Annotated in this window: 8 protein-coding genes and 2 riboswitches; of the genes, 3 read left to right on the plus strand and 5 right to left on the minus strand. The window is 71.7% G+C overall.

Translation table 11 applies throughout. The features are described 5' to 3' along the window. Positions 1 to 21 precede the first annotated feature (21 nt). Positions 22 to 1,284 (minus strand): LLM class flavin-dependent oxidoreductase, encoded by a 1,263-nt coding sequence (locus OG718_RS12025; RefSeq protein WP_328844111.1) that lies wholly within the window; start codon positions 1,282 to 1,284, stop codon positions 22 to 24. Positions 1,285 to 1,359: 75 nt separating this feature from the next. Next, a complete protein-coding gene (locus OG718_RS12030; protein WP_260694956.1) occupies positions 1,360 to 1,482 on the minus strand; it encodes a putative leader peptide in 123 nt (40 codons plus the stop codon). Between the two features lie 294 nt (positions 1,483 to 1,776). Then, positions 1,777 to 1,922, plus strand: a riboswitch (SAM riboswitch). A 210-nt stretch (positions 1,923 to 2,132) separates the two neighbouring features. Here OG718_RS12030 and OG718_RS12035 point away from each other — a divergent pair. The 3 genes from OG718_RS12035 (at position 2,133) to OG718_RS12045 (ending at position 7,265) form a co-directional block, all read left to right on the plus strand. Then, the gene (locus OG718_RS12035; RefSeq protein WP_328844112.1) at positions 2,133 to 2,831 is read left to right on the plus strand and encodes a glutathione S-transferase C-terminal domain-containing protein; all 699 of its coding nucleotides are present in this window, start codon (positions 2,133 to 2,135) and stop codon (positions 2,829 to 2,831) included. A 134-nt stretch (positions 2,832 to 2,965) separates the two neighbouring features. Further along, on the plus strand, positions 2,966 to 6,238 hold the full coding sequence (locus tag OG718_RS12040; RefSeq protein ID WP_328844113.1) for an AfsR/SARP family transcriptional regulator: 3,273 nt from the start codon (positions 2,966 to 2,968) through the stop codon (positions 6,236 to 6,238). A gap of 166 nt (positions 6,239 to 6,404) precedes the next feature. Continuing rightward, positions 6,405 to 7,265, plus strand: a complete 861-nt coding sequence (locus OG718_RS12045; RefSeq protein ID WP_143634474.1) for a DUF4394 domain-containing protein — start codon at positions 6,405 to 6,407, stop codon at positions 7,263 to 7,265. Positions 7,266 to 7,358: 93 nt separating this feature from the next. Here OG718_RS12045 and OG718_RS12050 read toward each other — a convergent pair whose 3' ends face one another. The 3 genes from OG718_RS12050 to OG718_RS12060 all read right to left on the minus strand — a co-directional run bounded on the left by OG718_RS12050 (position 7,359) and on the right by OG718_RS12060 (position 13,305). After that, on the minus strand, positions 7,359 to 8,903 hold the full coding sequence (locus tag OG718_RS12050; protein WP_328844114.1) for a C40 family peptidase: 1,545 nt from the start codon (positions 8,901 to 8,903) through the stop codon (positions 7,359 to 7,361). After that, a riboswitch (cyclic di-AMP (ydaO/yuaA leader) is annotated at positions 8,888 to 9,060 on the minus strand. (Overlaps the previous gene by 16 nt.) Before the next feature lie 191 nt (positions 9,061 to 9,251). Beyond that, the gene (locus OG718_RS12055; RefSeq protein ID WP_328844115.1) at positions 9,252 to 12,131 is read right to left on the minus strand and encodes a glycosyl hydrolase family 95 catalytic domain-containing protein; all 2,880 of its coding nucleotides are present in this window, start codon (positions 12,129 to 12,131) and stop codon (positions 9,252 to 9,254) included. Between the two features lie 124 nt (positions 12,132 to 12,255). Continuing rightward, complete coding sequence (locus tag OG718_RS12060; protein ID WP_328844116.1) at positions 12,256 to 13,305, minus strand: LacI family DNA-binding transcriptional regulator; 1,050 nt, start codon at positions 13,303 to 13,305, stop codon at positions 12,256 to 12,258. Positions 13,306 to 13,536: the final 231 nt, after the last annotated feature.

Here is a 13,536-nt window from a genome sequence, read left to right on the forward strand (position 1 = left end):
GTCCTGCGGTCTCCGTCCGGCTCAGGCGGTGGCGTTGGCAGCGGCGTTGGCGGCAGCAGCGCCGGTGGCGTTGGCGGCGTAGCGGTTGGCCGGGCGGGCGAGCCCGAGCAGTCCGCGCAGGGTGTCGGCCTCGTAGGCGCGGCGGAAGGCGCCCCGGCGCTGGAGTTCGGGGACCAGGCCCCGGGTGATGGCCGGCAGGTCGTGGCCGAGGACGGCGGGGCGCAGCCGGAAGCCGCTCAGCCCGGCCGACCACAACTCCTGGAGCAGGTCGGCGAGTTGGGTGGGTGTGCCGGTGAAGACGCGGGCGTCGCTGGTGAACGGCGTTCCCACGAGGGCGTCGAGGCGGTCCCTGCGGGCGGACGCGGCGGCCGGATCGTCGTCGAGGAGCACCACCAGGTCACCGAAGACGTGCAGCGGCTCTCCGGCGCGGCCTGCGAGGGCCTGTTCGGCGCGGATCTCGGCGACGATCGCGCGGGCCTGGTCGGTGTCGTGCGGGGTGACGTAGCCGATGTCGGTGGAGCGGGCCACCAGCCGGTACGGGACGGTCTGGTGGGCGAGAGCGCTGACGACGGGCTGGCCCTGGGGCGGACGCGGGGTGATGGAAGGGCCCTTGACGCTGAAGTGCCTGCCCTCGAAGTCGATGTAGTGGAGCTTGTCGCGGTCGACGAAGCGGCCGGTGGCCACGTCCCGGATCTCGGCGTCGTCCTCCCAGCTGTCCCAGAGTCTGCGTACGACCTCGACGTAGTCGGCCGTCTCGTCGAAGAGTTCGCTCACCACGCCCTGCGTGGCCGGGCTGTCGTAGGCGTCCAGGCGGGGCAGCGTACGGCGGCCGAAGTGCGCCGCCTCGTTCTGTCGTGCCGTCAACTGCACCCGTAGGCCCGCCCGGCCGGAGCTCACATAATCGAGGGTGGCGATGGCCTTGGAGATGTGGAACGGCTCCGTGTGCGTGGCCACCACGGTCGGCACCAGACCTATGTGGCGGGTCAACGGTGCGATGCGCGCTGCCACGAGAACGGCGTCGAGCCGGCCGCGGACCTGGTCGGTCCGCCCGTCCGGCTCGATGAAGTGCGAGGACTGCGGTCCCAGGCCGTCCTCGAAGGTCACGAAGTCGAGGAGACCGCGCTCGGCCTCGGCGACGAGGTCGGCCCAGTACTCGGCGGTGAACAGTTCCCGGGGCCGGGCCACCGGTTCGCGCCAGGCGGCGGGGTGCCAGCCGGCGCCGTCGAGCGCCACGGCGAGGTGCAGATGCGCGGAAGAGGGCAGGGCAGAAGGTGCTGAGGACACGAGAGGTGTGCCTTCCTGATCGACCGTACGAGAAGGCCGGCCCTCACCGGAGGGCGCGGCCGCGTGGGATTCGGGTCAGGAGCAACAGAGCGCGCCGGCAACGCGCAGCAGGTCGATGTGCGGCCGGGAGTAGAGGCGTACGCGGTGGAGCGGGGCGGCCTTCGGGACGCTGCGGCGGGACACGGTTCGCGCTCGCACCTGCGTCACCTCCGCCCTTCCGGCTCGGCGGACCGGGATCCGGCCGTCCTCGCGTTCGCGGGCCCTCTATCGGGCACCGCCTCGTCGTCAACAAGCACAACTGTACGGCTGTGCCTTTTCTTCCTGCGATAGGGAGTTCTTGTCGGGAGTTCTTCGGAGTTCTCGTTCGGAGTTCTTGTCGGGAGGCTTCCCGTCACGAGGGGCGAGGCCTGTCCGATGGCCCGGCGGCCGGATGCCCAGCTGCTGAGACGCCGCCTTGACGGTCACGCTGAGCGCATCAACACTGACGGGGACGGTCACGATTGCCAGCGCCCGTCGTACGGGGACTCCCCGTTCGTGCGGTCATCGGCCCCGGCCCGCTGGCAGGCAACCCTTCCACCGCGACGGGGTGCCCCGGGTGACGACCGGGTTCCGCCGGAGCGGCGGGGCAAGCGTGGTCTCGCGTCTCGCGAGCCCCGACGGCAGGACCGGTGGGAATTGTCCAGGAACGGCTTGACGAGGCGCCTGCACATCGATTTGTCGCGTGTCTCCAGCGCTTACTGATCCGCTACGCGTCCGACCGATCCGGACCTGTACGGCAGCGCAGTCACTCCGTTCCGCCACTGGCGCCCACGAGGCGGCCAGGGCCTCCGCGTTCCCCCTGGAGAGTCATGCCCGAGACAGTTTCCCGCGGTTCCAGCAGCACTGACACCTTCACGACGGCGGCCTCTCGCACGACCGCCCCGCACTCGTCCGGCCGCGGCCCGTCTGCCGGTGGCACGTCGTCCGTCGCCGGCTCGGCCACCCGTCCGCACCGCTTCCGGGGCCGCATCGGCGTCGGTCTCGCCGGCGGCTTCTACCCGGCGCCGCACCGCTTTCAGCTGTACCTGTCCGAGGCCTGTCCCTACTCGGGGCGCGTAGCGGTCGTCCTCGACCTGCTAGGCCTCACGGGCTCGCTCACCACCACGGTTCTGAAGCTCCCCGCGGAGACGCCGGATGCCTTCGCATCACTGCGCGGCGCCTACGAGGCGACCTGGCACCACTACGACGGCCCGCTCACCGCGCCCGCACTGTGCGACCGCTGGAGCGGACGCGTCGTCAGCAACCACACACCCGACATCCTCCGCGACCTCGCCGGCCTGCTCGCCGACGGAGCATGCGAGTCCGCACTGGCCCGGCTCGACCGGCAACTCGCCTGCCACCCCTACGTGTTGGGCGATGAGCTCGGCACCGCGGACAGGGACCTCTGGGTGACACTCACCCACCTCGACCACTTCGACGCGGCCGGCACCCTCGCCCCGTACCGCCACATCGAGGAGTACGTACGACGCCTCGACGATCACCCGGACCTCTCCGTCGACGAGCGCTGAACGCGGGGCGCCTGCCCACAGACCTGTGTGACAACTGCGCGGCAGTGGGCCGGAATACGCCTTCCGGATATGCCGATGAGGGGGATAGAGAAAGGGAATGGTGAGGGAGTTGTAAAACGGCGGGCGGGGAGCGGATGCGCATTCAGGTACTCGGGCCGGTATGCGCCTGGCGGGACGGCACCCGCCTCGACCTCGGTTCGCCCCGGCGCCGCGCGGTTCTCGCCCTGCTCGCCGTGTCCCGTGGACAGCAACTGCCCTTCTTCGGGCTCGCGGACGCGCTGTGGGGCGAGCGCCCGCCGGCGACCGCGTCGAACGTCGTCCAGACCCACATCAAGCACCTGCGCCACCTGCTGGAGCCGGACCGGCCACCGCGCGCCCGCAGTGCGGTGCTCCCCCGGCTCGGCGACGGCTACGCGCTGCGCGTCCCGTACGACGCCATCGATCTGCTCCGGTTCAGGGACCTGGTCGCCGGGGCGGTGACCGTACGACGGGACGGGCGGCGCGGCGGCCAGGAGCGGGCCGCCGCCCTGCTGACCGACGCGCTCGGGATGTGGCAGCAACCGCCCCTGGCGGACCTGTCCTTCCTCTCCGCGCACCCGGTGGTCGTCGCGCTGGCGGACGAGCGCCGTGGGGTGGTCGCCCAGTACGGCGAGGCCATGATCGCGGCGGGCAGAAGCGCCGACGCACTGCCCGTCCTGGAGGAGACCGCAGTGGCGCAGCCGCTGGACGAGGACGCCCAGGCCCGGCTCATCCGGGCGTACGAGGCCGTCGGTCGACGTGACCAGGCGGTCGCCGTCTACCGGCGGAGCCGCCGTCGACTGGCCGACGAACTCGGCGTCGACCCCGGACCCGCGCTGGCCGAGGCGTATGCCGCTCTGCTGCGCCACCGCTCCCGGCCTTCCGCTCCCGGCACCGGGCACGCTCCCGCCGGTGGCCCCGGCACGGCAAGCGCCGCCGAGTTGCCGGCGCAGGTGCCGGCCCACGTACCCCCGTACCCGCCCTCGGCGCACCGATTACCCGCGCAACTCCCCGCGGACGTACCCGACTTCGCTGGCCGTGACCCGGAACTGTCCGCACTGGACCGGCTGCTGGCCGCGGCGGCGGACAGCCCGACCGCCGGGGCCGTCTCGGTCGTCTCGGGCACTGCCGGGGTGGGAAAGACCGCGCTGGCCGTGCACTGGGCGCACCGCACGCGGCACCGGTTCCCCGACGGCCAGCTCTACGTCAACCTGCGCGGCTACGACCCCGAGCGCCCCATGCCGCCCGGCGACGCCCTCGCTCGGTTCCTCACCGTCCTCGGGGTCCCGGGTGACGCGATCCCGCTCGACGTCGACGACCGCGCGAGCCGGTTCCGGACCGAACTGGCCGACCGGCGGATGCTGGTGGTCCTGGACAACGCCCTGTCCGAGGAGCAGGTCCGCCCGTTGCTTCCCGGCTCGCCGGCCTGTGCCGTCGTGGTCACCAGCCGGGACAGCCTCGCCGGACTGGTGGCTCTGCACGGCGCCCGCCGTATCGGTCTGGGCCCGCTCCCGCCGCCCGACGCGGTCGCCCTGCTGCGCGCACTCGTCGGTGCGCGTGTCAGCGCCGAGCCGGGGGCGGCCGCCACCCTGGCCGAACAGTGCGCACGTCTCCCGTTGGCGCTGCGGGTCGCTGCCGAACTCGCCGTCGCCCACCCGTCGTCGCGGCTGGCGGACCTGGTGGCGGAGCTGGCCGACCAGCAGCGGCGGCTCGACCTCCTGGACGCGGGCGGGGACCGGCGTGCGGCGGTGGAGGCGGTCTTCTCCTGGTCGTACGAGCGGCTCCCCGCCCCGGCCGCCCGCACCTTCCGTCTGCTGAGCCTGCACCCGGGGCCGGAGGCGGACGCCGATGCGGTCGCCGCGCTGCTCGGCGAAGCGCCGGGCGAAGCACAGACCCGTGTGCCAGGCGAGGGGCCGACCCATGCGCCGGGCGCCAAGCGGGACGCGGGACCCGGGCACGTGCCGGGGTCCCGGTCGGGACAGGTAGCGGGCAACCCGCCACGCCACGCGCCGGACGACACACCGGGCCGGACATCGGCGAGCGTGTCAGCTGTCCTACCGGGCGACGAGCCCGCGGACACCGGCGAGAGCCCCGCCCACGCCGCCGGGACCCTGGCGTTGCTGGCCCGTGCCCACCTCCTCCAGCCCGCCCGGCCGGGTCGGTTCGGCACGCACGACCTGCTGCGCGCCTATGCGTACCGCCTGACCCGTACGCATGACTCCGAGGCCGAACGGCAGGCCGCGCTGGTCCGTCTCTTCGACCACTACCTGAGCACGGCCGCGGCGGCCATGGACACGCTCTACCCGGCCGAGCGGCACCACAGGCCCGCCGTCGCCCCGCCCGTCCGTGTCTCGCCCGTCGTCGGCGACGCGGCCGCCGCCCGGACCTGGCTGGACGCCGAACGGCCGACGCTGGCAGCCGTCTGCGCGGTGGCCGCGGACCGCGGCAGTCCCCGGCACGCCGTCCGCCTGGCCGCTCTGCTGTTCCGGCATCTCGACTCCGGTCACCACACCGAGGCGCTGGAGATCCACCGCCACGCCCTGCGGGCCGCCGAGACGATCGGCGACCTGGGCGGACAGGCCCACGCGCTGACCAACCTCGGGGTCGTGCACTGGCGGCTCGCCGACTCGGGATCGGCCGAGGAACACCTCGTACGGGCCCTCGAACTGCACCACCGGACGGGCGATCGCGCGGGGCGGGCCAGGACCCTGTCCAACCTCGGCAACGTCCACTGGCGGCTGGGCAGCCTCCGCGACGCCGCGCACGACCATCAACAGGCCCTCGCCCTCTACCGGGAGACAGGCGACCAGGTGGGCCAGGCGCGCACCCTCACGAACCTCGGCAACGTCTGTCTGCGGCTGGGCGAGTACGAGCAGGCGGCCGACCACCAACGGCAGGCCCTCGCCCTGCACGATCTGACCGGCGACCGGATCGGCCGCGCCCGCACCCTCTCCCACCTCGGCAACGCCCTTCTGCGGCAGGGCCGTTCGGAGGCCGCGGCCGAGTGCCAGGAACAGGCCCTCGCGCTCTTCCGGCAGTTGGGGCACCACGGCGGCGAGGCGTACGCACTGTCCGGTCTGGGCGACATCCGGCTGGGGCAGGGCGAGTTCGAGGCCGCCGTCACCTGCCAGCGGCGAGCCCTCGAACTGTTCCGTGAGAACGGGGAGGGCTACGGAGAGGCGTCGGCGCTCAACGGCCTCGCCGAGGCGCTGCACGGCGGCGGCCGTCACGAGGAGGCGCTCGACCACCACTCCACCGCCGCGACGGTCGCGGCCGTCACCGGTGAACACGACCAGCTGGCACGGGCACACGCGGGCGCCGAGCGCGCCCGCCGGGCCCTGGAGCCGTGGGTGGCAGCCACCGCGTCGTCGACCACATCGGGGCCGTGAACCCGCGGGGCCCCCGCCGTTCGGCCGTTCAACCACCGTCCAGTGGATGTCCAGTCCCGCCCCATAGCTTGCCGTCGCCGCCTGTCGATCCGGCCTGCCGGACCAGGTGGCAACACCTCTGCCACAGCGCGCGCTCGCGCTCACGCCGACCGAGAGGGAAGTAGTGATGAAAGCAGGGCTCAAGAAGAGAATGGCCGCGGCGGTCGCGACCGCGTCCGCCATGGCGGCACTCGTCGTGGCGACGCCGGGCACCAGCCACGCGGCGCCGCCCCGCCTGCTGGCGTTCGGCATCACGGACGACGGTACGCGGATGGCCGCGTTCAACACCGACGACCCCGGCACGCTCAACTGGTTCAAGCGCATCGACGGGCTCGTCGGCGACACCGCCGTCATCGGGCTCGACTTCCGCGTACAGAACGGACTGCTGTACATGGTCGGCAACAAGGGCGGCATCTACACGGTCCAGATCCCGCCCGCGGTCCCGAACCCGCTGCTCACCAAGGTCTCGCAGCTCAGTGTTCCACTGCAGGGCACGAACTTCGGTGTCGACTTCAACCCCGCCGCCGACCGGTTGCGGATCATCAGTGACACCGGTCAGAACCTGGCGCACAACCTCGCCAACAGCAGCACCGCCACGAACACCCCGCTGACCACGGACGGGGCGACGACCCACGGTGTCACCGGAGCGGCCTACACCAACAACGACCTGAACTCGGCCACCGCGACGACGCTGTTCGACATCAACGCGACCTCGGACCAGGTCGTCATCCAGTCGCCACCCGCCAACGGCCTGCTGGTCCCGACCGGCTCACTCGGCTTCGACGCCGGTGTCAACACCGGCTTCGACATCTTCAGCGATCTGAGCGCCGGCAAGACGATCTCGAACACGGCCTTCGCCACCCTTACCCCGGCCGGTGCCTCGACGTCGACGTTCTACACCGTCGACGTGCTCACCGGAGCCACGACCAGTGTGGACCAGTTCCCCGTATCCATCACCGACGTCGCCGTCTCGCTCGACATGAGCTGACACTTTCGCAGACCTGCCGTCTCCGGAACCAGACGATCAGAGGCCGTATCGGGCGGCGCCTCGCGCGCGCACCGATACGGCCTCCGGGTCGGGTCAGGCAGGCCGGATCACGCTGTGGATCGCCGGTTCCCCGGCCCAGTGGATCGACTCCTCGCGGATGGCCGCGCCCGGGCTCGGCGCGTGGACCATCATGCCGTTGCCGCTGTAGATGCCGACATGGCCGACGTGCCCGTGGAAGAGGATCAGGTCGCCGAGACGGATGTCGGAGAGGGGGACGGCCATACCGGCGGTCGCCTGATCGTTCACGGTACGCGGGAGTGCGACCCCGGCCGCCTTCCAGGCCGCCTGGGTGAGGCTGGAGCAATCGTACGAGCCCGGCCCCATCGCTCCCCACACACAGGGCTTGCCGATCTGCCCACGGGCGAACTCGACCGCTGTCGCCGCCTTCCCGCCGTATCCCGGGGTCGATCCGCCGAACCCCGGGGTCGATCCGCCGTACCCCGGGGTGGCAGCGCCGTAGCCGGGGTTCGAAACGCCGTATCCCGGATTCGCAGCACCGTCCGAACCGATGGGCAGGCCCGTGCCGATCGGCGTACGGACGTCGATGGACGGAGCCATACCGAACGACAGGTCCGGGCCCATCGGCAGATCCATGCCGATCGACGGAACCGGAGCGATCGACGGAGCCGGAGCAGCGGGCAGACCCATGCCGAGCGTCAGGTCCGGGCCGCCCAGGGCGTCGACGGACAGCCCCGTGCCGAAACCGGCCGACTGCGGCTGTGACTGCCACCATTCGGCCTCGGCCTGGCGGTAGCCCTGTCCCTCGGTGGTGGCCCAGGCGGTCTCCGTCCGCGGGGGTTCGATGGCCGCCACCGGCGTGCTCCGCCGGGCGGTGTGCGCGGACAGCAGTTCACGGGCCTTCGCGAGCTTGCTCTGGTTCCGCTGCTTGGAGGTCTTCAGCGACTGCCGCGGATCGGCGACCAGCGCGGGCATGACCTCGGTGGCCTCCTCACGCGGCTGCGGCACGGCCGGCAGCGCGGCGATCGGACCGGCCGTCAACTCCGCCACGGGCCGCGCGGCTGTCGCGGCGCCGGGTCCGGCGGTCAGCTCCAGGAGGGGTTTGCCCGGCGCTTCCAGCGCGCGGTCGGACGACCGGTCCGCCGGACGCCCACCGGGGCTCTTGGGCCGGGTCCCCGTCTGGTCGCGGTCCGGCATTCTGTCGGGCGGCAGCACGGCGGGGACGAGGGGCCCCAGTTGCGAGCGCCCGACGTCGAACCACTGCTTGGCACGATCACTCAGGGCAGGGGCGGCGGCGACCGTGTCGGCGCGCCCACGCCCGGTGTCGGGCCCGGGCGTCACACGCTCACGCGACCGCCCCGAGCTCATCGCCCGGGTCGCGTTGTAGTTCCCGCTGACGGTCTCGGCCTGGTCGTAGAGGCTGCTGATCCGCTGCTGGACCTCTTCGCGACTCGGCCCCTCGTCTCCTCTTTCGGGCGAGGAGCCGCCTGCCGAGGAGTACAGGTCCACTGAGGTGGCGGCCGCCGTCGCGAGGGCGGGCCGGGGTATGCCCGGGAGGTTGCTGCCTCCGGGGCGCGGGGTTCGTTCCGGCGCGATGGGAGCCGTACTCCTTCCGTGCACCGCCTACCGAGTTAGCTGTCGGGTTCGGGCGAGGAATCCGGAAGGTATGCCCTACGGCCCTTGCCCTGTCGGGCGGTTGGGCCGATTCACCCCAAAGTTCGGTTGGGTCCCCGGTTCCGGCTGCCGCGAGGGGCACCGGATTCGGCGGAGGCCGCGCGACCCGGCGAGGTTCACCGGAGGGAGTCGTGCGTCCTGTCCGTCAACTTAGCCAACATGTGCACCTCGTGTGAAGATTGAAGTGCGAAGTGTCCGATATATAACTGTGACCTTCGTCGTACCGGGTCGAGACATCGCCGGACTTCGGCGACTTCTCACGGTTCGCCACTTCAGCCACTTCCCCTACTCCGGCTACTCCTCCAGCGAGAGGGCGAACACATGGGCCCTGGCCGGACCGGAAGGCGCGGTCAGCGTGATCGCGGTGACCCGCCTGCTCGCGTCGAGGTCGATCACCTGGTGGAAGAGGGCCGCCTTGGTGGCCAACGGCCCGGTGCGCGTGTGGATCTGGCCGGTGGTCACCGCCTCGGTCTCGCCGTACTCGGGGCCGGAGGCCAGCCAGTTGGTGAGCGCGAACGACGCGGCCTCGCTCGTTCCGTCGGCGTACCGGACCACCGCGGGGACGGTCACGGCGGCCGTGTCGCCCGCGCCGAGCACGTGCAGCTTGGTGAACGCACGTTGTGCGCCCTGCGGGACGGCGATCTCCTGCCCGGCCGCCACGAGGTTGTTGTTCGTTCCCTCGCTGCCGTTGGTGAAGAGGAAGGCGATCCCGTTGTCCGTCGTCTGCCCGGTCTGGGGGAGTTGGGCCATGGGGTACGTACGGCCGGTGCCGTCGAAGTCCCCGTCGCCGTAGTACATCTCGGTGGTGATGCCGTCGTTGTCGAAGTGTCCGGTGAGATCGAGCTGGGTGACGGTTCCGCTCTGCGGCGGTTCCGGCAGCCCCCACGGGTCGGCCGGCACGGTCACCTTCACCGGGGCGATCCTCAGGTCCGGCCGCGAGCCGGCGGGGTGGATCACCGCCTCCGCGTCGCGGGCCAGGTCGAGTTCGACGACGCCGTCGCCCAGGTCGCGCCAGGCTGGTGCGGGGCCGCCGACCCCGGAGACCGCGAGTCGCCCGCGCACGGAGTGGCGTACCCGGCACGGCTCCCCCGCGAGGCTGCGTACGCGGACCCAACGGGTGGCGCCGGCCCGGCGGACCGCACTGACCAGGAACGCGCCCTGGGTGCGGAAGTCGTGCAGCGTGACGTCCCGCCAGGCACCCGGGACGGCCGGGAAGACGCGGATCGTGTCGCCCCAGCTCTGGCAGAGCATGTCGTGCAGGCTCTGCGCGGCGGACAGCGGTGTCTCGATGACCGGACCGGCCTCGTAGTACATGGTGTTGGGCTGTACGAATCGGTCGACCAGCTCCCGTAAGTACGTCAGCGCGTCGTCGCCCCGGCCCATCTGGGCGGTGATCGAGGCGGCGCCGGTGAAGCTGTAGCCGCGCAGGGCGCCCTCGAAGCCGATCCAGTGGTTCAGCGACCGTTCGATCAGGTCGCGGTGCTCGGGCTGTTCCCAGTTGACCGAGTGGAGCGGGTAGACGGAGAGCATGTGGGAGTAGTGCCGGTGGGACTTGGCGAAGGGGACGCCGGCGCCGATCATGAAGCCGTTCTCGTCCACCGGGTAGTCGGTCAGCTTCTCCAGCACCTCGCGCCACTTGGGCGCCAGCTCGTCCCGTACGCCGAGCAGGTCCGTGGTCTCCAGCAGGGTCGTGCAGCTCCAACGCAACAGCGCCAGGTCGTAGTTGCAGTCGGGGGCGTTGCCGTACTCGGGCGAGTGGGTCGGCGGCAGATGCAGCCTGCCGTCGTCGCCCTCGTACAGGAAGTGCAGGTAGTAGTTGGTGCTTCGGCGCAGCAGCGGGTACAGGACGTCCTCCAGGATGCCCCGGTCCATGGTGTGCCGGTAGGTCAGCCAGACGTTGTGCAGCGCCCAGGGCAGGTTGCCGAGTTCCGGGTTGGCGCCGATGCCCGGGACGGCGACGGTGCCGCTGGTGTCGCAGATGGCGTCGGTGGCGCGGCGCAGGCCCGCCGAGTCGGACCGGTACTCGGGGCGCAGGCCGCCGATGAGTGTGTCGGTGTTCTCGGCGAGGGTGTGCGGAACGGCGTCCAGTTCGAGGTGGTTGGAGCCGTGCACCGCCCAGTACTCCAGCTGGACGTTGAGGTTCCACCACACCGCGGGCCAGGGCGTGGACTCCAGCCAGGGTCCGGTGGTCGCCATGATCGGCGCGTCCTCGCGGGCGGCGGAGGCGAGCTTGTAGAGCTGGATCCAGTAGAAGCTCTGCAGCATCTCGTCGGGGACGGAGAGGAAGCTCTTGCGGTAGAAGCGGTGCCACCACGCGCGATGGGTGCGCAGCAGGCTGGAGACGGGCAGCGCCGATGCCTTGCGGACCGCGGATCTCGCCCGGCCCTCGGCGTCGGTGCCGGGATGGGAGTGGGCGACGGCCAGGACGTATGCACGTTCGTCTCCGTGTCGGCGTTCCCGGTGGGCGGTGACGGTCCGGCCGCCCGCGACCAGTGACTGGACGACGACGCCCGTGCCGTCCGGTTCGCGTGTGGTCACCGGAGCGGGGTTGGGCTCCAGGCCCGCCGGAGGGTCCTCCCGGACGATGCGCGGGCTGACGGCGGGCGAGGGGGCGAACTCCCAGCGGAAGTCGCGTTCGCCCGCGCTCGGGCGTGCGGTGACGAGCAGCAGCGTCCGGTCGTTGTGGACCAGTGCGCGCAGTGCGATGGTGCCCTTGTCCGTGGTGACCGTTCCGCTGACCTCGGCGTTCCACAGGTCCAGCCGCAGGTCGGCGCCGGTGATGGCGCCGACGGGGTGCAGGCGGAGGTTGCCGACCGGGAGGCGGGCCACGCCCCAGTTGTGGCCGAACTCCGGCCGGTGGTCCTGCACTTCGCTGTGGTGCACGGTGAAGCGCAGGGCGTTGGTCCCGGGTTCCTCGTGGACGATCGAGCCGAGCAGTCCGTTGCCGAGGAACGGCCCCTCGTACCAGGCGCGCGGCAGTCGCTTCCAGCGCGGGTCCTGTCCGGCGAGGAAGTCCCGCCATTCGCGGTCCGTGCGCATGCCGGTCAGCGCCTCGGGGCCGACGACCGGGCCCTGTTGGGCCGACGCCGGTTCCGCGACGCCCATTCCGGTCGCCGCTCCGCCGGCCGCGCTCGCGGCGACGCGGCCCAGGAATCCCCGCCTGCTGACACCCATCATCGACTCCCGTCCCGCCACATTGATCCGATGACTTGGTTGAATGCGAGGGTAGGAAGTAGCCAATGAGGCGTCAATACACCTCACACACTCAGCTGTTCATCCGATGACTGGCGAAGACCACTCATCCACGGTCCGGCGGCGCGCTGCTCTCCCGCACCACCAGTTCCGTCGCCACCTCCACCCGTGTCACCTCCGGCTGCTCCCCGGACAGCAGCCGGAGCACCATCCGCGCCGCGAGGGCGGTCATGTCGGCCAGGGGGGTGCGGACCGTGGTCAGCCGCGGGGTCACCCAGTCGGCGAACGGCAGGTCGTCGAAACCGACGACACTGACGTCGGCCGGGATCCGCAGCCCGAGTTCGGCGGCGGCGCGGTAAGTGCCCAGCGCCTGGTGGTCACTGCCCGCGAAGACCGCGGTCGGACGCTCGGGCAGCGCCAGCAGCTCCAACGCGTGCCGGTACGCGAGGTCGTGAGTGAAGTCGCCGTAGCGCACCAGCGCCGGATCGAAGGGGAGCCCCGCCTCCGCCAGTGCCGAGCGATAGCCGTCGACCCGCGCCCGCGAGGTGAGCCGGCGCTCCGGGCCGCTGATGATCGCGATCCGCCGGTGACCCAGCTCGATGAGATGGCGGGTGGCGGCAAGACCGCCGGGCCAGTTGGTCGCGCCCACCCACGGCGTCCCGGGCGCGGGTTCGTCGATGGGCGCCACCAGCGCGTACGGGATGCCGAGCCGGCCCAGTTCCTCGTGCTGCTCCGGCGTCAGCTCCGGCACCACGAGGATCGCCCCGCGGGTGGGCCGGGTGGCCAGGGAGTCCAGCCACTGGCGGGCGCGTCTGGTCCGGCCGTGCGTGGCCGAGACGACCAGCCCCATGTTCGCGTCGTGCAGGACGTCCTCCGCGCCGCGGATCAGCTCCACGGCCCAGGGGCTGTCCAGTTCGTTGATGACGAAGTCGATCAGACCGCCGGGCGGTGCCGCGGTGGCCGCGGGGCGATGCTTCGCCAGATAGCCGCACTGTTCGAGGATGCGCTGCACCCTGGCCCTGGTCTCCGCCGATACATCGGATCTCTCATGCAGCACCTTGGAGACAGTGGAGACCGAAACGTCAGCTTGTTCGGCAATTTCGGCCAGTGTGCGCCGCCTCCCAGGGTCAGATCCCGTCCGAACCGTTGACGTCATCGGATGAATCTCCTACGTTTTCGAGGCGGTAGCGAGTTGCGAAAACTATCGCAACCATACGCCTGGGAGTAGGGGTGCTCCCTCGACGCAGCGGCCGACTCCCGCCGGGTGAGCACTGGTTGAGATGCCTGGTGCCGGGCGCCCCGGACGCTCCGGAAGCCGGGGAGGCGCGGTGGCACTCTCCGGAATCACCGACGAACCCCCGGACCCCTCGACGACTGGAGGCGGGAC

The sequence above is a fragment of the Streptomyces sp. NBC_00258 genome (assembly GCF_036182465.1).
Classification (GTDB): Bacteria; Actinomycetota; Actinomycetes; order Streptomycetales; family Streptomycetaceae; genus Streptomyces.